Origin of the sequence: Polynucleobacter sp. HIN6, from assembly GCF_030297575.1 — a bacterium.
Lineage (GTDB): Bacteria > Pseudomonadota > Gammaproteobacteria > Burkholderiales > Burkholderiaceae > Polynucleobacter.
Map to the genome: position 1 here is coordinate 455,816 of NZ_AP028137.1, position 18,424 is coordinate 474,239.

An 18,424-nucleotide genomic window follows, 5' to 3' on the forward strand; every position below is an offset into this window, starting at 1 on the left:
CTATTCATGGGCGACTCCAAGCTCCGGAATTCAAATTCTTAGTCATCAATGACTTAGAGCCTTGATTATAGGACACAAAACGGTCGACAATGGGAATATTACAATGAATAAATCGCTAAAGCCCCCCTCAAAACCACGTATTTCAAGCAAGGATGCCCATAAAACTAAGGTTTTGGCAGCTGTTTTGGAAACCGTGGGACCGGATTTTGCCGGTCAGCGACTCGATAATTATTTATTAAGGTGGGCTAAAGGGGTTCCAAAAAGCCATATTTACCGAATTATTCGCTCAGGCGAGGTGCGGATTAACAAAAAAAGGGCGTTGCCAAGCTCTCGTCTGGTTGAGGGCGATGTGGTTCGCTTGCCCCCCACCCGATTGGCTGAACCTAAGAAATTGGATCAAGTCATCTCGGAAGCGCAGGCTAAAACCCTGGCAACAGATATCCCCATTTTGTTTGAGGATGAATATTTATTGGTGATTGATAAACCCTCTGGGCTGGCGGTTCACGGAGGTTCGGGTGTTCAGTTAGGGGCTATCGAGTTATTTCGTAAGGCAAGGCCAGAGAATTCATTTTTGGAGCTGGTCCATCGCTTAGACCGAGATACTTCGGGAATCCTGATCATGGCAAAGAAGCGCAGCGCACTTCTGGAAATGCATCGGCAGATTCGGGAAGGTTTAACTGATAAGCGTTATCGTTTAATCGCCCATGGAGCAATGGATGTAATCAGTGGCACGAAGCAACTAAAGTTTCCTCTGTTGAAATATTTGCTAGAGAACGGTGAGCGTCGGGTTCGGGTGGACCCAAAAGGACAAGAAAGTCACACCAACATTCGGGTTACTGAGCTCTTTCAACGAGATGGCGCGAGTTTTACATTGGTTGAAGCACAGTTAAAAACTGGGAGAACGCATCAAATTCGGGTGCATTTGCAAAAAATTGGGCACCCAATCTTGGGAGATGATAAGTATGGATTGGAAGCCGGAGATAAGGAGTTGAAAGTTAAGCAACTTTTTCTCCATGCGCATCTTGCGGTCTTTTCGCATCCTAAAACTTTGGAGAAAATGCGTATTGAAGCCGATCTGCCAAAACGGTTTCATGATTTTCTCGCACAATGGGACAGTCGTTTTTTGGCTAAAACGCTACAACCGAAAGAGATCGATTGAAGACAAACGAACGTCGCTATGAGCTAATCGTGTGGGACTGGGATGGCACGATTATGGATTCCACGCCAACGATTGTTCAGTGCATTCAGCAAGCCTGCCGAGACCTCGATTTCCCGGTACCCGGGGACTCGATTGCGAGCTATGTAATTGGTTTGGGTATTCATGATTCACTAAGACGTGTCGTGCCGACTATCGACCCGAAGCATTTTCCAACGCTCGTTGATCGTTTTCGCTATCACTATTTAGCAAAGGATCATGAGTTGCATCTTTTTGGGGGCATGCGAGACTTGCTTGAGAGCTTAAAGACTCAGGGTTTTATGTTGGGAGTTGCAACCGGTAAGCCTAGGCGCGGGCTCGATCGATCCTTGCGTCATCATCAGTTAGAGCATCTATTTCATGACACACGAACTGCGGATGAGTCCTTTGCCAAACCCCACCCGGGTATGTTGATGGACTTATCGGATCGTCTTCAAGTTCCAGTTCGCAAGATGCTGATGATTGGCGATACGACGCACGATCTTCAGATGGCCCAAGCGGCTGGAGTGGATGCGATCGCAGTCACTTATGGCGCCCATCCGGCCGATGCCTTGCGGTCTGCAAATTCTTTGGCTTGCTTTGATAATGTAGAGACTTTGGGAAACTGGTTGATGCAGAATTTGCATCAACCATTCCAAGATCCTGCCGAATTCAGTAAAGCGAGCTAAGTGTATGAATCAAAACCCCGAGTCATCCAATTCCAATGCGCAGTGGGAGCGTAGCGCTCTCGAACATTTCTTGCTTGAGAACCTAAAAGAAAATCGCAAGGCAAGACGTTGGCGAGCTATTCTGCGTATCTTGACCTTGGTTGTGTTGGTGGGCCTAGTCACACAAATCTTTGACATTGGTTTACCCGGCGGCGGGGGTAGTGGCAAACATACCGCACTCGTTAGCATTGAGGGTGAGATCTCACCCAATTCGGTTGCAAATGCTTTGGATATTAATTCGGCATTAAGCGCCGCATTTGAAAGCAAAGAGGCTGCCGGGGTAGTACTCCGCATCAATAGTCCAGGCGGCTCTCCCGTGCAAGCCGGCATGATTAATGATGAGATTAAACGTTTACGCGGCTTGTATCCTGATAAACCCTTTTATGTCGTGGTCGAAGATGTTTGTGCTTCCGGTGGATACTATGTGGCTGTAGCTGGAGACAAGATTTTGGTGGATAAAGCCAGTATTGTTGGCTCGATTGGAGTCGTCATGGGTGGCTTTGGATTTACGGGGCTGATGGATAAGATGGGCATCTCGCGACGCTTGATTACAGCGGGGTCGGATAAGGGCATGCTCGACCCCTTCTCTAAAGAAAATCCCAAGCAAGTTGAGATGGTTAAAAAAATGCTTGATGAAATCCATCAGCAATTTATTAATGTCGTGAAAGAGGGTCGTGGCGAGCGCCTAAAGAATGATCCGGATATTTTTTCGGGTCGCGTCTGGAATGGCGAACAGGCAGTTCAGTTGGGATTGGTCGATGGTTATGGCACAGTTGATTCTGTCGCACGTGATCTTTTAAAAACCCCTGATGTGGTGGAGTACACCTTGAAAGAGAATTTTGCTGAGCGTGTCGCAAAGCGCTTTGGGGCAGAGACCGGTGCTGCGATTAGCAAGGCCTTATCGCGAAGCGCGGAGATGCGGTAAAACTAAGCCAGCATCAAAAAAATAGCAGGCTTATTTTTGATGAGATCGGAGAGTGCTTCAGGTTTGGTATAGCGCTTGCGCCAAGAATCAATTGGCCCTGTCCACACCCACTCACTACTCAGTGTTAAATCGATTGCTACACAGAGTCGCGTTTGGTGAGATAGTGAGCTCAAGCAGCTTTGCAGCATTGCGGTATTTCGATAGGGAGTTTCAATCCAAATTTGGGTCTCGCGGCGCTGCCTAGAGGCCCCCTCTAACTCCTTGAGTTTTTTTGAACGCTCTGCACCTTCGACAGGAAGATATCCATTGAATTGAAAAAACTGACCATTAAGACCGCTTGCCATCAGCCCAAGCAAGATCGAGCTGGGGCCGACTAAGGGCTTCACTTTGGCCCCCCACTGATGTGCGACTTGGACAATCTCTGCGCCAGGATCGGCAACCCCCGGAACACCTGCTTCTGATAAGAGGCCCACATCATGCCCCGCTTGAATGGGAGTAAGCAATTCCTCCGGTTTAAGACTTAAGGCATGTTTGCGGTCCGGGCCGCGCCACTCTTGTATCACCATCTCTTGTAATGAATGATGCAGTGGTTCGATTTCATGAACGGCATTTAAAAATGCACGACTTGTTTTGGCGTCTTCCACAATCCAATACTTGATCTTGGCAATTTGCCGAAGGTTCTCGGCTGGTATGACGTGATGGAGTTGCGCAGCTCGGTTTTCACTACCTAATGTATTGGGTACCAAATATAAGTTACCAATTTGCATGCTATTGAGAGTCTTGAGTCGCAGGCAGAGAAATTCCCGCTTCAAGAAATAGGCTTGTTAAGGCAATTAACGGTAAACCAATCAGCGCGGTTGGATCTTCGCTCTCAATTTTTTCGAGAAGAATAATTCCCATGCCCTCTGATTTAGCGCTACCAGCGCAATCATAGGGTTTCTCAAGGCGGAGGTATTGATCCAGAACCTGCTCGGGTAGTTTACGAAATTGAACCGTGGTTGGGACATGGATTGTTTTGCAAAAATTCTGACCGATTAGGCAAAGCGATGTATGAAAAACAACAGCCTGACCTTGCATTTGTTTGAGTTGAGCTAAGGCGGCGGCGTGCGAACCTGGCTTGCCAATCATGTGACCATTTAAATCAGCGCTTTGATCGGAGCCAATCACCCACGCGTTCGGGTGCAGGGATGCGATCGCCTGTGCTTTTGCTTGCGCTAACCGAAGCGTGAGATTTTTTGGAGTCTCGCCGGGCAGGGGGGATTCATCTAGGTTGGGTGCAATCGCTACAAATGGCATCCCAAGTCGTTCAAGCAGTTGCTGCCGATAGGGTGAGCTTGAGGCAAGAATCAGGGTGGGGACGGACGGCATGAATGAGTAATTGAATGATGTTTGATAATGTCAATAGTTTGAATGAATTACAAATCGTCGATCGGATGAAACAGAACTCGCCTTACCCAATTCAATCGTTAGAAATCAACCCCAGCTCCTTGCTTAGAGTTGATATGTTAGCGCCTGTCTCTTACCAAGGCGAGGGATTTATCCAGCTTGCCGATTTTCCAAGACTTTTAGCCGAATCAGCCTCTGTGAGCCCAGGCGATGGATTTGATTGCCAAATTGTTAGTTTGCATCGTGATGGCCGGCCGTTCATGGAGGTAAAGATTCGAGGGCGGATGGCGATTGCCTGTCAACGTTGCTTAGACCCCATGGCATTAGAGTTGGAAATACAAAAGACATACGTTTTTTTAAGAACGGAAGTAGAGGCAGATCAATTCCCCATGGATCGCGATGATGAGGAGGCAATGGTCGCCTCAACCCACTTTAATTTGCTTGAAGCGATCGAAGATGAGATTTTGCTAGCACTGCCTCACGCCCCCAAACACCCGGTGGGCCAGTGTCAATTGCGGCAAATCGGGGCTGACTTGGAAAAGCCTAATCCCTTTAAGGTACTGAAAAACCTCAAGAAATAGCCATTATTTTGTTGGCGAATGCGGGTTTTTACCACTTTCTATGCTAGAATTGCGCCTTGCTTAGGAGTTCATTATGGCCGTCCAACAAAATAAAAAATCCCCCTCAAAGCGTGGCATGCATCGCGCACACGACTTTTTGACTGCACCTGCAATCGCAGTAGAGTCCACTACCGGTGAGGCCCACTTGCGCCACCACGTATCCCCTAATGGCTACTACCGTGGTCGTAAAGTCGTTAAAACAAAGAACGACTAATTCCTCATTGTTTGATCGAAGCGGCTCAGGCCGCTTTTTTCTTAAACAGAATCGACGTTTTATACATATTCAATGAGTATCACTCTGGCAGTTGATGCTATGGGCGGGGATTTTGGGGTAGAAGTGACTATCCCAGCCTGCTGTGATTTTCTGCAAGATCATCCTGACGCTAAGATTCTTGCAATTGGCAACGCCCAAGCGATTGAGCAGTCGGTTCGCAAATCTAATCCAAACTTACTAGATCGCTTCCAGATTCTCGGTGCCTCTGAAATTGTCTTGATGGACGATCCCATTGAAGTTGCTCTGCGTCGTAAGAAAGACTCATCCATGCGAGTCGCCATTGAGCAGGTGCGTGATGGCAAGGCAGATGCCGCCATTTCTGCGGGCAATACGGGTGCATTGATGGCAATCTCCCGCTATATCTTAAAAACCTTGGATGGGATTGATCGACCGGCAATTGCAACTGCGATACCGAATGAGTTGGGGAAAGGCACTACCGTACTTGATCTGGGTGCAAATGCCGATTGTGAGCCAATTCACCTTTTACAATTTGCGCAAATGGCTGATGTGATGTTGCGCGTGGTCAATGGCAATCCAAAACCCTCGATCGGCCTTTTAAATATTGGCGAAGAAGTCATTAAGGGTAATGAGGTGGTTAAACAAACTGCGGAACTATTGCGCCAAAGCCAATTGCATTTTTATGGCAACGTCGAAGGCAACGATATCTTCAAGGGAACCACGGATATTGTGGTTTGCGATGGCTTCGTTGGTAATGTTGTTTTAAAAGCTAGCGAAGGCTTGGCGAAAATGATGAGCGGTATGATCCGTGAAGAATTTAATCGATCCATATTAACTAAATTAATGGGTCTTGCTGCTCTATTGCCGTTGAAAAGAGTACGTCAACGGGTCGATCATCGGCGCTACAACGGTGCAGTTTTATTGGGTCTCAAGGGTTGTGTGATCAAAAGCCATGGCTCTGCCGATCGTTTTGCCTTTAAGGTCTCGCTTGAGCGTGCATACGATGCCGCTAAGAATCGGATGGTTGAGAAAATTGCTGAGTCATTTACATTGAGGTCCACATAAGTATGGGTCGATTTGCTCGAATTGCAGGAACCGGCAGTTACTTGCCCGCATTAAGGCTGAGTAACCAAGATTTGGTGGACCGTTTGGCCAAAGAGGGTGTTGAGACCAGTGATGATTGGATTAAAACTCGCAGCGGTATTTCATCTAGGCATTTTGCTGCGCCCGATGAGTTAACGAGCGATTTAGCGGTCAAGGCAGCACAGCGCGCAATGATGGAAGCGCAATGGAATGCCGATGATATTGAGTTAATCATCTTGGCGACCTCAACCCCCGATCATCTAGGCGGTTTTCCAAGCACGGCATGCGTGATTCAAGATAAATTAGGTCTAAGGAATGGTTGCGCTGCCTTTGATGTGCAGGCGGTATGCGCTGGATTCTCATATGCCTTGAGTACGGCGGATGCATTCATTCGTGCTGGTATGTATCAAAAGATTTTGGTCATTGGGGCTGAAGTATTCTCTCGAATCTTGGATTTCAAAGATCGCGGTACCTGTGTACTTTTTGGCGATGGAGCGGGTGCTGTTGCGCTCGAAGCCTCTGATCAGGCCGGAATCTTAGCAAGCGCTTTGCATGCGGATGGCAGTCAACGTGACATTCTGTGCATCCCTGGACGAGCAACTTGCGGTGGGATTGAAGGCGCTCCCTTTTTGCGAATGGATGGCCAAGCCGTCTTTAAATTAGCCGTGAAGGTGTTAGAGCAGGTCGCCCACGAGGTTTTGCAAAAAGCCGATATGCAGCCTGAGCAAATTGACTGGCTCGTCCCTCACCAAGCTAATATTCGCATTATGGAAGGAACGGCCCGCAAAATGGGAATGTCCATGGATCGAGTGATTGTTACGGTGCATGAACATGGTAATACTTCAGCAGCATCGATTCCCCTGGCGCTCGATCATGGCATTCGATCGGGTCAAATTAAGCGCGGTCAGCATATTTTGTTAGAAGGCGTTGGGGGCGGTTTTGCTTGGGGCGCGGTTGTATTGCGCTATTAATGAGAAAAAATTGATATGACATTTGCATTTGTATTTCCAGGTCAAGGCTCACAATCGGTGGGGATGCTTAATTCCCTGGCTTCGCGAACAGAAGTGCATGCCACGCTGCAAGAGGCATCCGATGCACTGGGTGAGAACATTGGTAAGTTAATTGCCGAAGGGCCTGCCGAGGCATTGGCCCTAACTACCAACACTCAACCGGTGATGCTGACCGCTGGGGTAGCCTGCTATCGAGCTTGGTTGGCCTCTGGTGGACCCAAGCCCAGCGTAGTTGCGGGTCACAGCTTGGGTGAGTATTCAGCTTTGGTTGCTGCCGGAGTGATTCGTTTTAAAGATGCCTTACCTTTGGTGCGATTTCGTGCAGAGGCCATGCAATCTGCGGTGCCAGTTGGCACAGGTGGCATGGCAGCAATTTTGGGGCTTGATGATCAGCAAGTGATCGAGGTGTGCGCGCTTGCAAGCCGTGAGTGCGGCAAGGTTGTTGAGGCCGTTAATTTCAATGCTCCTGGCCAGATTGTGATTGCCGGTGCGACCGAGGCAGTTGCCAAAGCATGTGAGCTTCTTAAAGCAGCTGGTGCTAAGCGTGCTCTACCCCTACCGGTTTCCGCCCCGTTTCATTCCTCGCTCCTGCAGCCTGCATCCGAAAAGCTGAAGACTTATTTAGAGGGCATTGAATTTCATGCGCCTTGTGTGCCAGTGATTAATAATGTGGACGTATCTATTCTCGAGACCCCAGAACAAATCAAAGATGCCTTAGTTCGTCAAGCGGCTAAGCCAGTGCGTTGGCAAGAGACCATCCGCGCTATGGCTGATCGTGGAGTTACTCAGGTTGTCGAGTGCGGTCCCGGTAAAGTACTAGCTGGACTAACAAAACGAATTGATGATCGACTTCAAGGCATGGCGATTACCGACGAATCAAGCTTGATGGACGCATTGCAACAGTTAAAAACCTAATTTGTGAAATTCTTATGAACCTCGATTTAACAAATCAAGTAGCACTAGTAACCGGCGCATCGCGCGGTATCGGACAGGCAATAGCCACTGAATTGGCATCTTGTGGCGCAATCGTGATCGGTACCGCGACCTCAGAGTCTGGCGCGAATGCAATCTCCGAGCGATTGAGCGCATCTAAGGGCATTGGTAAGGTCTTGAATGTCACAGAAGGAGCCGCCTGTGAGGCAATGATTGAGGAGATCGTCAAGCAATTTGGGCGCATTGATATTTTGGTCAATAACGCAGGCATTACTAAGGATCAATTAGCAATGCGCATGAAGGAAGATGAGTGGTCCGATGTGATTGCTACCAATCTGAGTTCGGTATTTAAATTATCACAGGCTGTGTTGCGACCCATGATGAAGGCTCGATCAGGCCGGATTATTAATATCACCTCGATTGTTGGGCATATGGGTAACGCTGGTCAGGCAAATTATGCGGCTGCTAAAGCGGGAGTTGCTGGCATGACCCGTGCTCTGGCGCGTGAGATTGGTAGCCGTAATATTACTGTGAATTGCGTAGCACCCGGATTCATCGATACCGATATGACCCGCGCTTTAAGTGAAGACCAGCAAAATAGCCTTAAAGCCAATATTCCTCTAGCTCGCTTAGGAACCCCTGAGGATGTTGCTCAGGCAGTCGCTTTCTTGGCCTCTCCGGCGGCAGCTTATATCACTGGAAATACCCTCCATGTCAATGGCGGCCTATATCTGGCTTGAGTCTCCCGTCAAATGATCGGTGTCACAAACAAACTGATAAAATCCTGTAATTCGTTTTAACAAGTCCCGGAGGGAATGAATGGACAACATCGAACAACGCGTTAAGAAAATTGTGGCTGAGCAGTTAGGCGTGCCAGAAGCAGACATCAAGAATGAGTCTTCTTTTTTGAACGACCTGGGCGCAGACTCTCTTGACACAGTTGAATTGGTAATGGCCTTAGAAGATGAGTTTGGTATTGAGATACCAGACGAAGAGGCTGAAAAAATTACCACTGTACAGCTTGCGATTGATTTCGCAAAAACGAAAGCTGGACAGGCTTAATTCGTATCTAGGCTAAGCCGTGCCCGCATCAAATCAACCACGTCGCGTGGTGGTCACCGGCTTAGGTCTGATTTCACCAGTTGGCAATTCAGTCGCAACCGCATGGGATAACCTGATTGCGGGCAAGACTGGTATTGCTACAGTCACTAAGTTTGACCACTCAGCACTTAGTGTGCATTTTGCCGGTGAGGTAAAAGATTTCAATGTCGAGGACTACATTTCTGCCAAAGAAGCTCGGCATATGGATACTTTCATTCATTATGGAATCGCAGCCGGAACCCAAGCGATTAAAGATAGTGGTTTAGAGGTCACCGATCAAAATTCCGAGCGAATTGGTGTGTTAGTCGGCTCAGGAATTGGTGGTTTACCGATGATTGAGGATACCAATGCCGAGTTACTGTCTCGTGGTCCGCGCCGTATCTCACCATTTTTTGTGCCAGGCTCGATCATTAATATGATTTCTGGGCATTTGAGTATTCTCTTTAATCTGAAGGGTCCCAATGTTGCGGCGGTGACCGCCTGCACGACCGGTTTGCATAGTATTGGTTTGGCTGCTCGCTTAATTCAGTATGGCGACGCAGATGTCATGATCGCCGGCGGCGCTGAGTCGACCATTTCTGCTCTGGGCATTGGTGGTTTTGCAGCTGCCAGGGCATTGTCGACCCGTAATGATGATCCTGCAACTGCTTCGCGCCCCTGGGATAAAGACCGCGATGGATTTGTTTTGGGTGAGGGTGCTGGTGTAATGGTTCTCGAAGAGTACGAACATGCGAAAGCGCGTGGCGCCAAAATTTATGCGGAGTTATGTGGCTTTGGAATGAGCGGTGATGCCTATCATATGACCGCCCCCAATATGGATGGACCGCGCCGTTGCATGGTCAATGCAATGCGTGATGCGGGGATTACGGCAGATCAGATTCAGTATGTAAATGCACATGGTACATCAACACCCTTGGGCGATAAGAATGAGACAGATGCCATCAAGGCAGCTTTAGGCGATCATGCCAAAAAAGTGGTGGTGAATTCCACGAAATCGATGACGGGCCATTTATTGGGTGGCGCTGGGGGCCTTGAATCGGTCTTTACAGTTCTTGCATTGCACCATCAAAAATCACCACCGACTATCAATATTTTTAATCAAGACCCCGAATGCGACCTTGATTACTGCGCCAATACTGCTAGGGATCTCAAAATTGATTACGCTGTGAAAAACAACTTTGGATTTGGGGGTACCAACGGTACCTTGATATTTGGGAAAAAGCCCTAATATCTGAAGTATTGCAACTAATGGGTTGAGCAAAGCTCAATTTGGTATGAAAAAAATTCTATTGGTCGTTTTCTCAGTATTTAGCTGGGGAATCCTGTCGTTTTCACCGACGGTTTCCTCTCAGACAAACACTCAGCCTCCTCGGGTAGCGATCCCAGATTTCGTGGAATTGGTTGAAAAGGCTAGTCCCGCAGTGGTTAATATCCGTACTACCGAGAGGTTATCCAATCAACAGGCTCAAGGCTCTGTCCCAGGCATACCTGATGAGCAAGCGGAATTCTTTCGTCGCTTTTTTGGGGTACCGCTTCCAGGAGCACCCAATACCCCTCGCGGTCAGGGTAATCGACGTGGCCAACCAGAAGAAATTGAACGCGGTGTTGGTTCGGGATTCATTATTGATTCCAACGGAATTGTGATGACCAATGCACACGTAGTTGAAGGTGCAACAACGATTTATGTCACCCTAACAGACAAGCGTGAGTTCAAGGCAAAACTACTTGGCGCAGATAAGCGTACCGATCTTGCGGTCCTAAAAATTGATGCCACCGGTTTACCAAGGCTTCCTTTAGGTGACTCCTCTAAGGTGAAAGTGGGCGAGTGGGTTGTAGCGATTGGCTCACCCTTTGGTTTGGAGAATACGGTAACTGCTGGAATTGTGTCAGCCAAAAGCCGTGACACAGGAGACTATTTGCCATTCATTCAAACCGATGTCGCAGTCAATCCCGGAAACTCTGGTGGACCATTGCTCAATACTGCTGGCCAAGTGATTGGTATTAATTCTCAAATCTTTAGTCGCTCAGGTGGCTATATGGGAATTTCATTTGCAATTCCAATCGATGAGGCCATTCGGGTCGCAGATCAATTAAGAACCACCGGCCGTTTAGTGCGTGGACGAATTGGCGTGGCGATTGGTGAGATCAATAAAGATGTGGCTGAAAGCCTTGGGCTTGGTAAACCACGCGGCGCTTTTGTCCGCAATGTGGAACCTGGTGCGCCTGCAGCTAAGGGCGGCATTGAGGCCGGTGATGTGATCTTGAGCTTTAACGGGCGTGATATTAATAAGTCCACCGATCTACCTCGTATTGTGGGTGAGACAAAACCCGGTACCTCTGCAACGGTTAAAGTTTGGCGCAAAGGGACAACACGTGACCTAACGGTTGTGGTTGCGGATGCAGAGCCCGATAAAGCGGTTGCACGCAAGTCAGAGACTCCAGCTCCGCAAGCTGGCACGGCAAACAAATCATTGGGTATCAGTGTTGCCGAATTGACTGAGGCCAAAAATAAGGAATTGGGCGGCAAAGGTGGGGTTGAAATTACTAATGTGGGTGATGGTGCCGCTGCTAGAGCAGGTTTACGGGTTGGAGATGTGATTGTCCGAATTGGAGATGCCGATATTACAGGGATCAAGCAATTTGAGTCGGTAACCAAAACCCTCGACCCCAGTAAGGCGGTACCTATTTTTGTGCGTCGCGGTGATGCCACCATCGTGGTACCCATCCGACCCGCTCAGAAGTAAATCCGGATATAAGAACAAAACCATCAAGGGGTGACCAAAAAGTCACCCCTTTTTCTTGGGTTATTTCTTTTGGGGGTGGGGAAAAGCGCTGATTTTTCTGCTCCCAGTACAATAGGGAAAAGACATCTTATTGCAGCGCATCATTGTGTTGCGTTGCGACAAGGCGTTTTATCAAGACCTCTATCGAACAGCGCCAATGGATCACATCCGTAATTTCTCCATCATTGCCCATATTGACCATGGTAAGTCAACCTTAGCCGATCGTATTATTCAGCTGTGTGGCGGTCTCTCCGACCGTGAAATGGAGGAGCAGGTTCTCGACTCCATGGACATTGAGCGCGAGCGAGGCATTACGATTAAGGCCCAAACCGCTGCCCTAACGTATAAGGCAAAAGATGGGAAAACCTACAACCTTAATTTGATTGATACCCCAGGGCACGTCGATTTCTCTTATGAGGTCAGTCGCTCTCTTTCTGCCTGTGAAGGGGCATTGTTGGTTGTCGATGCCAGCCAAGGAGTTGAAGCGCAAACGGTGGCTAACTGCTACACCGCTACTGAACTGGGTGTAGAGGTCATTCCAATCCTCAATAAGATCGATTTACCATCTGCAGATCCTGAATCAGCTAAGAAAGAGATTGAGGACGTGATCGGTATTGATGCAACCGATGCTATTACCTGTTCTGCCAAAACAGGACTTGGTGTTGCTGATGTTTTAGAAGAAATGATTCGGCGCGTCCCGCCACCAAAGGGTGATGCCACATTACCTCTGCAAGCCTTAATTATTGATTCATGGTTTGATAACTATGTGGGTGTAGTCATGTTGGTCCGAGTGGTGAACGGCACCCTAAAACCAAAAGACAAAATTACCTTGATGGCTACTGGATCCACTCATTTGGTCGAACAGCTTGGTGTTTTTACTCCGAAGTCAGTGACTCGTCCCCAGCTCAGTGCAGGCGAGGTCGGATTCATTATTGCTGGCATTAAAGAGTTGAAGGCTGCCAAGGTGGGTGATACCGTGACCCATGCATCCGGTCAACAGGGTCGTACCCCTGCGCCACAGCCGCTGCCTGGATTTAAAGAGGTTAAGCCACAGGTATTTGCAGGTTTATATCCAGTAGAAGCCAATCAATACGATGCATTGCGTGAGTCTTTGGAAAAGCTCAAATTAAACGATGCATCCTTGCAGTTTGATCCGGAGGTCTCTCAAGCCTTAGGGTTTGGATTTCGGTGCGGTTTCTTAGGTTTATTGCATATGGAAATTGTGCAAGAGCGTTTAGAGCGGCAGTTTGATATGAGTTTGATTACAACCGCGCCAACGGTTGTTTATCAGGTGGAGCAGCGTGATGGCACGAAGGTTGTGGTGGATAACCCTTCCAAAATGCCTGACCCTAGCAAGATCGAGACAATCTTAGAACCGATTGTGACAGTCAATCTGTATATGCCTCAAGAATATGTTGGCTCGGTCATTACCTTATGTACTGGTAAGCGGGGCATTCAAACCAATATGACCTATTTAGGGCGTCAAGTACAGCTCACTTATGAGTTACCAATGGCAGAAATCGTGTTGGATTTCTTTGATCGCCTGAAATCCGTCTCACGGGGTTATGCCTCGATGGATTACGAGTTCAAAGAGTATCGGCCAGCTGATGTAGTAAAGGTCGATATCCTAATTAATGGGGATCGAGTTGATGCCCTATCCATTATTGTGCATCGAAGTAATAGCCAGTCACGCGGTCGCGAGGTGGTTGCTAAGATGCGCGGCATTATTCCTAGACAAATGTTTGATGTCGCAATTCAAGCGGCAATTGGTAGCAATATCATTGCCAGAGAAAACGTCAAAGCTTTACGTAAGAATGTATTGGCGAAGTGCTATGGTGGTGATATTACTCGCAAGCGTAAGTTGCTCGAGAAGCAAAAGGAGGGCAAGAAGCGCATGAAACAAGTGGGTAATGTTGAAATTCCGCAAGAAGCATTTTTGGCCATCCTTCAGGTGGAAGAAAAATGAACTTTGCCCTTATCTTATTCATCTTGGCCATCATCACGGGTATCGCATGGGTTGCCGATAAACTCTACTTTGCCCCAAAACGCAAAGCTGCTGGAATTGAGCGGATGCCACTTTGGTTGGAGTATTCGGCAAGTTTTTTCCCGGTTATTTTGGCGGTATTCATTCTGCGCTCATTTTTGATTGAGCCATTTAAGATTCCATCCGGATCGATGATTCCAACCCTGCAGATTGGAGATTTCATTGTCGTCAATAAATACACCTATGGCATTCGGTTGCCAGTAATCAATCAGAAAATTATTGATATCGGTACCCCAAAACGGGGTGATGTGGTTGTCTTTCGTTATCCCAAAGATCAGTCGGTTGATTACATTAAACGCGTGATTGCGATTCCTGGTGATGACATCCTCTACGAGGATAAAAAGGTCACTGTTAACGGGAAGCCACTTCAATACGCTGGTGGAGCCCCTTATCTTGATCCTGAGAGCATGCGGTATGCCAAGCTCTACCAAGAGAGCTTTCCAGCCGATCTTGGTGGTAATACTCATGAGATTTTGAATGATCCCGATCGCAGCACGATCTACCAAGGCGAGAACTTCCCTGGATCGGAGAACTGCCAATATCAAGGAACTGCACTGCGCTGTAAGGTGCCAGCAGGCCATTATTTTGTGATGGGTGATAACCGCGACAATAGTCTGGATTCGCGGTTCTGGGGATTTGTACCCGATCAAAACTTAGTTGGTCGCGCCTTTTTCATTTGGCTGAACATGGGTTCACTTGGCCGAATTGGAAGCTTTCAGTAATGAATGCCCGGGCAACACTCGATCTTGGCCCACTGCAGGATCGCTTGGCATATCAATTTAAAAAGCCTGATTTATTAACTCAAGCTTTAACCCATCGCAGTCATAGTAAAAAGAATAATGAGCGCCTCGAGTTTCTGGGAGACTCTGTATTGAACTGTGTAGTTGCTGAGATTTTGTATGAGCGTTATGCCGATCTTGATGAGGGCGATCTATCACGGGTACGAGCCAACTTGGTAAAGCAACAAGCGCTGTATGAAATTGCTCAAGCATTGATGCTATCGGACTATCTCAAGCTTGGAGAAGGGGAGTTAAAAAGCGGTGGATTTCGTAGACCTTCAATCCTAGCCGATACACTTGAAGCCATTGCGGGGGCAATTTTTATTGATGGAGGATTCGAGGCGGCAAAGGCAAGTCTACGTAAACTGTACTCCACCATCTTGCAAAACGTGGATCCCAAAACCTTAGGTAAGGACGATAAAACCTTGTTACAAGAGTATCTACAGGGCTTTCAGCTACCTCTACCTACATATAACGTGGTGGCTACGACTGGCGCCGCTCACAATCAGCAGTTTGAGGTCGAGTGCATTGTTCCAAATCTTAAAGTGAGCGTAAAAGGGGAAGGGGCATCGCGGCGTGCTGCAGAACAGGGCGCTGCAAAAATTGCTTTGGTTGCTGTACAAAAAGCCTTGCCACAAGAGTCGCGTAAGCCCAAGAAGACTCGTGCTGCAAAAAAGAAAGCTGCCAAATCCGATCCGGTTAAAGGGCAGTTACCTCTTAAGTTAAAGGATTGAAGTGTTTAGGTGCGGCACGATCGCATTAGTGGGCAGGCCCAATATGGGCAAATCCACCTTATTAAATGCACTTGTAGGTCAAAAAATTAGCATCACATCGCGCAAAGCGCAAACGACCCGTTACCGAATTGCGGGGGTGCAAACGCGTGAGCACGCGCAGTTTATCTTTATCGATACTCCGGGCTTTCAGACGCGCGTCATGAATACCCTTAATCAAACCCTCAATCGAACCGTGACCAGCACTTTGCACGACGTTGATGTTATCTGTTTCATTGTGGAGGCAGGTTACTGGGGTGCCGATGATGTCAACGTTTTGCGTTTATTACCAAATGACAAGCCGGTGCTATTAGTTGCAAATAAGCTGGATTTATTTGCGTCGCGTTTTGATAATTCCGACGCTCGTGATCTGGAACTTTTTGAGTTCATGAAAAAAATGGCACAGCCATGGGGGGCAATTGCCGAGCAAACCAAGGGTTGTGAAGCGCAAACAATTGCAAGTCCTGAGCAAACCTTTGCTGAAGTGATTCCAATGAGTGGTAAGAACAAGGATGATATTGAACGCTTATTGGATTTAATTGCAGAGTATTTGCCGGAGGGCGAGGCGCGATACGAACCGGACACTCTGACGGATCGTAGCGAACGCTTTATGGCTGCTGAGATCTTGCGCGAGAAGGTGTTTCGTTATACCGGTGATGAGTTGCCGTACTCAAGCTCTGTGGTGATAGATCAGTTCAAGCTAGATGGCAAAATGCGACGTATTGCTGCAACCATTCTGGTAGATCGTGACAGTCATAAGGCAATGATCATTGGCCAGAAAGGTGAGCGGCTAAAAAAGATCTCGACCGAAGCTCGTTTAGACATGGAAGCATTGTTTGATAGCAAAGTTTTCTTGGAGACTTGGGTGAAGGTGAAGCGGGGATGGGCGGATGACCTTGCTGAACTACGTGCTCAGGGTTTAGAATAAATGGCAGGAACTCGTGTTCTGGATGAGCCGGGATTTGTACTGCACAGTATTCCCTATAAAGAGACAAGCTTAATTCTGGATGTATTTACCCGTTCGCACGGACGACTGGCATTAATCGCTAAAGGTGCGAAGCGCCCTCATTCGAGCTTACGACCAGTTCTGCAGCGCTTTCAGCCACTGCTCATCTCGTGGAGTGGTAAATCAGAACTGAGAACTCTCACTAAATCAGAATGGGTCGGAGGTTCTCCGGCTTTGGTTGGAGATGCACTTTTGTGTGGTTTCTATCTCAATGAGTTGCTGGTGAAGTTTTTGGCCAGAGAAGATGCCTACGAGTCGCTCTACGATCATTATGCCGAGACAGTTTATGCGCTCTCACAAATCGAGTCCGCCGGACCATCAATCGAGCAAACCTTAAGACCATTTGAGCTGGCCCTTTTGCGAGAGACTGGATATGCTGCAGCTCTTGATCATTGTGTGGAGACCCGCTCCCAACTAATTGATGGCGAGCGATATGTCTATCAGCCCGAGAAGGGGATCCGTCCATGGCAACCCGATGACCCCAGTCATTGGCCGGTACTTGAGGGGTCGGCACTGCGAGCCATGGCGCAGGGAGACTTTTCGGGATCAGAGACCCTAAGCCAGAGCAAACAATTAATGCGTTTCCTCTTAGGTATTCACTTGCAAGATCAGACTTTGACCACTCGTCAAATCTTGATTGATCTAAAAAAGATCTAAGTGGGACTATGGCTTTAATATTCGGTATGGCCCCACTAGAGCTCGGAATCAATATCGATCACGTTGCAACCCTGCGTAATGCTCGCGGGACATCCTATCCCGATCCACTCATGGCGGCACAAATTGCCGAAGCAGCAGGCGCTGATTTGATCACCTTGCATTTACGTGAGGATCGGCGTCATATCAAAGATGCCGATTTATTTGCGCTTCGACCCTTGATCCGAACCCGTATGAACTTGGAATGTGCAATTACAACGGAGATGCTGGGCATTGCGATTCAGGTTAAGCCGCAGGATGTGTGCTTGGTCCCTGAGAAGCGGACCGAAATTACTACCGAAGGCGGGCTCGATGTGATCACTCATCAGGATCAAGTCCATTCTGCTACCAAACAACTACAGGCTGCTGGTATTCGGGTATCACTCTTTATTGATCCAGACCCTCGCCAAATTGATGTCGCTAAGGAGCTTGGAGCACATGTAATTGAGTTACACACTGGAGCCTATGCAGATGCTCAAATAGAGCATCAATCATTTGAGCTGCAGCGAATTACAGAGGCTGCACGCTATGCAAAGAGTTTAGGTTTTCGAGTCAATGCCGGGCACGGTTTGAATGAGAAAAATATTCAGCCCATCGCCAAAATCCCTGAAATTAGCGAGCTGAATATTGGGCATGCGATCATTGCAGAGGCTATTTTTAAGGGTCTTCCCAATGCGATTCGGGATATGCGCAGACTCATGAATGAGGCGCGTTCGTAATGATTGTTGGGATTGGCACTGATCTCTTACAGATGGGTCGACTGCAGTCGGCTTATGAGCGCACCCAAGGTCGCTTAGCCAAGCGGGTTTTGGGGGATGAGGAGTATCAGGTGTTTCAACAGCGACTTAGCCGTAATCACAAGCGGGGAATGGCCTACTTGGCTACCCGTTTTGCAGCTAAGGAGGCGTTTTCAAAAGCAATTGGCTTGGGTATGCACATGCCAATGAGTTGGCGATCTTTGCAAACACTCAATGAGCCCAGTGGTAAGCCTTATACAAAATATTCTGGGGCTCTGTTGCAGTTTATGGAAGATAAACAATGGTATGCGCATGTGACAGTGACTGACGAGCAAGAATTGGTGATGGCGTTTGTGGTCGTCAGTTACGGCACACCCATTGTTACCAGCTTTGATCCGCAAAACTATCTTGGATGAGACC

Annotated in this window: 21 protein-coding genes; 19 read left to right on the top strand and 2 right to left on the bottom strand. The window is 48.0% G+C overall.

Going from position 1 to position 18,424, the window contains the following annotated elements:
* Positions 1-103 precede the first annotated feature (103 nt).
* Genes QUE66_RS02330 through QUE66_RS02340 form a run of 3 tightly spaced genes read left to right on the top strand, consistent with a single transcriptional unit; the run spans position 104 to position 2,827 of the window.
* Complete coding sequence (locus QUE66_RS02330) at positions 104-1,159, top strand: RluA family pseudouridine synthase (protein WP_286224226.1); 1,056 nt, start codon at positions 104-106, stop codon at positions 1,157-1,159.
* On the top strand, positions 1,156-1,863 hold the full coding sequence (locus tag QUE66_RS02335) for an HAD-IA family hydrolase (protein WP_286224227.1): 708 nt from the start codon (positions 1,156-1,158) through the stop codon (positions 1,861-1,863). Before QUE66_RS02330 ends, QUE66_RS02335 begins: the two co-directional genes overlap by 4 nt.
* 4 nt (positions 1,864-1,867) lie before the next feature.
* A complete protein-coding gene (locus QUE66_RS02340; protein WP_286224229.1) occupies positions 1,868-2,827 on the top strand; it encodes a S49 family peptidase in 960 nt (319 codons plus the stop codon).
* A 2-nt stretch (positions 2,828-2,829) separates the two neighbouring features.
* On the opposite strand, the gene QUE66_RS02345 is transcribed toward QUE66_RS02340, so the two are convergent.
* Together QUE66_RS02345 and QUE66_RS02350 are read right to left on the bottom strand one after the other, a co-directional pair.
* Complete coding sequence (locus QUE66_RS02345) at positions 2,830-3,594, bottom strand: SAM-dependent methyltransferase (protein ID WP_286224231.1); 765 nt, start codon at positions 3,592-3,594, stop codon at positions 2,830-2,832.
* Position 3,595: 1 nt separating this feature from the next.
* Positions 3,596-4,195, bottom strand: a complete 600-nt coding sequence (locus QUE66_RS02350; RefSeq protein ID WP_286224232.1) for a Maf family nucleotide pyrophosphatase — start codon at positions 4,193-4,195, stop codon at positions 3,596-3,598.
* A gap of 14 nt (positions 4,196-4,209) precedes the next feature.
* Here QUE66_RS02350 and QUE66_RS02355 point away from each other — a divergent pair, with 14 nt between their 5' ends.
* The 16 genes from QUE66_RS02355 (at position 4,210) to acpS (ending at position 18,420) form a co-directional block, all read left to right on the top strand.
* Positions 4,210-4,794 carry a YceD family protein gene (locus QUE66_RS02355; protein ID WP_286224233.1) on the top strand — a complete coding sequence of 195 codons (585 nt, stop codon included), beginning with the start codon at positions 4,210-4,212 and terminating at the stop codon, positions 4,792-4,794.
* 73 nt (positions 4,795-4,867) lie between these two features.
* Positions 4,868-5,047: a 50S ribosomal protein L32 gene (rpmF, locus tag QUE66_RS02360; protein ID WP_108507995.1), complete on the top strand. Its 180-nt coding sequence runs from the start codon at positions 4,868-4,870 to the stop codon at positions 5,045-5,047.
* Between the two features lie 72 nt (positions 5,048-5,119).
* Positions 5,120-6,130 (top strand): phosphate acyltransferase PlsX, encoded by a 1,011-nt coding sequence (gene plsX, locus QUE66_RS02365; protein ID WP_286224236.1) that lies wholly within the window; start codon positions 5,120-5,122, stop codon positions 6,128-6,130.
* 2 nt (positions 6,131-6,132) lie between these two features.
* Complete coding sequence (locus tag QUE66_RS02370) at positions 6,133-7,119, top strand: beta-ketoacyl-ACP synthase III (RefSeq protein ID WP_286224237.1); 987 nt, start codon at positions 6,133-6,135, stop codon at positions 7,117-7,119.
* 15 nt (positions 7,120-7,134) lie between these two features.
* A complete protein-coding gene (fabD, locus tag QUE66_RS02375) occupies positions 7,135-8,073 on the top strand; it encodes an ACP S-malonyltransferase (protein WP_286224238.1) in 939 nt (312 codons plus the stop codon).
* Positions 8,074-8,087: 14 nt separating this feature from the next.
* The gene (gene fabG / locus QUE66_RS02380) at positions 8,088-8,831 is read left to right on the top strand and encodes a 3-oxoacyl-ACP reductase FabG (protein WP_286224239.1); all 744 of its coding nucleotides are present in this window, start codon (positions 8,088-8,090) and stop codon (positions 8,829-8,831) included.
* 79 nt (positions 8,832-8,910) lie between these two features.
* Positions 8,911-9,153 carry an acyl carrier protein gene (acpP, locus tag QUE66_RS02385; protein WP_286224240.1) on the top strand — a complete coding sequence of 81 codons (243 nt, stop codon included), beginning with the start codon at positions 8,911-8,913 and terminating at the stop codon, positions 9,151-9,153.
* A 19-nt stretch (positions 9,154-9,172) separates the two neighbouring features.
* Entirely contained in the window at positions 9,173-10,420 is a 1,248-nt protein-coding gene (gene fabF / locus QUE66_RS02390; protein ID WP_286224241.1) for a beta-ketoacyl-ACP synthase II, read from the top strand.
* 46 nt (positions 10,421-10,466) lie between these two features.
* On the top strand, positions 10,467-11,936 hold the full coding sequence (locus tag QUE66_RS02395; protein ID WP_286224242.1) for a DegQ family serine endoprotease: 1,470 nt from the start codon (positions 10,467-10,469) through the stop codon (positions 11,934-11,936).
* 196 nt (positions 11,937-12,132) lie between these two features.
* A complete protein-coding gene (gene lepA / locus QUE66_RS02400) occupies positions 12,133-13,941 on the top strand; it encodes a translation elongation factor 4 (protein WP_286224711.1) in 1,809 nt (602 codons plus the stop codon).
* A complete protein-coding gene (gene lepB / locus QUE66_RS02405; protein ID WP_286224243.1) occupies positions 13,938-14,741 on the top strand; it encodes a signal peptidase I in 804 nt (267 codons plus the stop codon). The genes lepA and lepB overlap by 4 nt, the downstream gene beginning before the upstream one ends.
* On the top strand, positions 14,741-15,532 hold the full coding sequence (rnc, locus tag QUE66_RS02410; RefSeq protein WP_286224244.1) for a ribonuclease III: 792 nt from the start codon (positions 14,741-14,743) through the stop codon (positions 15,530-15,532). The genes lepB and rnc overlap by 1 nt, the downstream gene beginning before the upstream one ends.
* Positions 15,533-15,575: 43 nt before the next feature.
* Positions 15,576-16,496: a GTPase Era gene (gene era, locus QUE66_RS02415; protein WP_458574692.1), complete on the top strand. Its 921-nt coding sequence runs from the start codon at positions 15,576-15,578 to the stop codon at positions 16,494-16,496.
* Positions 16,497-17,231: a DNA repair protein RecO gene (recO, locus tag QUE66_RS02420; RefSeq protein ID WP_286224246.1), complete on the top strand. Its 735-nt coding sequence runs from the start codon at positions 16,497-16,499 to the stop codon at positions 17,229-17,231.
* Positions 17,232-17,239: 8 nt separating this feature from the next.
* A complete protein-coding gene (gene pdxJ / locus QUE66_RS02425; protein ID WP_286224247.1) occupies positions 17,240-17,986 on the top strand; it encodes a pyridoxine 5'-phosphate synthase in 747 nt (248 codons plus the stop codon).
* Positions 17,986-18,420: a holo-ACP synthase gene (gene acpS, locus QUE66_RS02430; protein ID WP_286224248.1), complete on the top strand. Its 435-nt coding sequence runs from the start codon at positions 17,986-17,988 to the stop codon at positions 18,418-18,420. Before pdxJ ends, acpS begins: the two co-directional genes overlap by 1 nt.
* Positions 18,421-18,424: the final 4 nt, after the last annotated feature.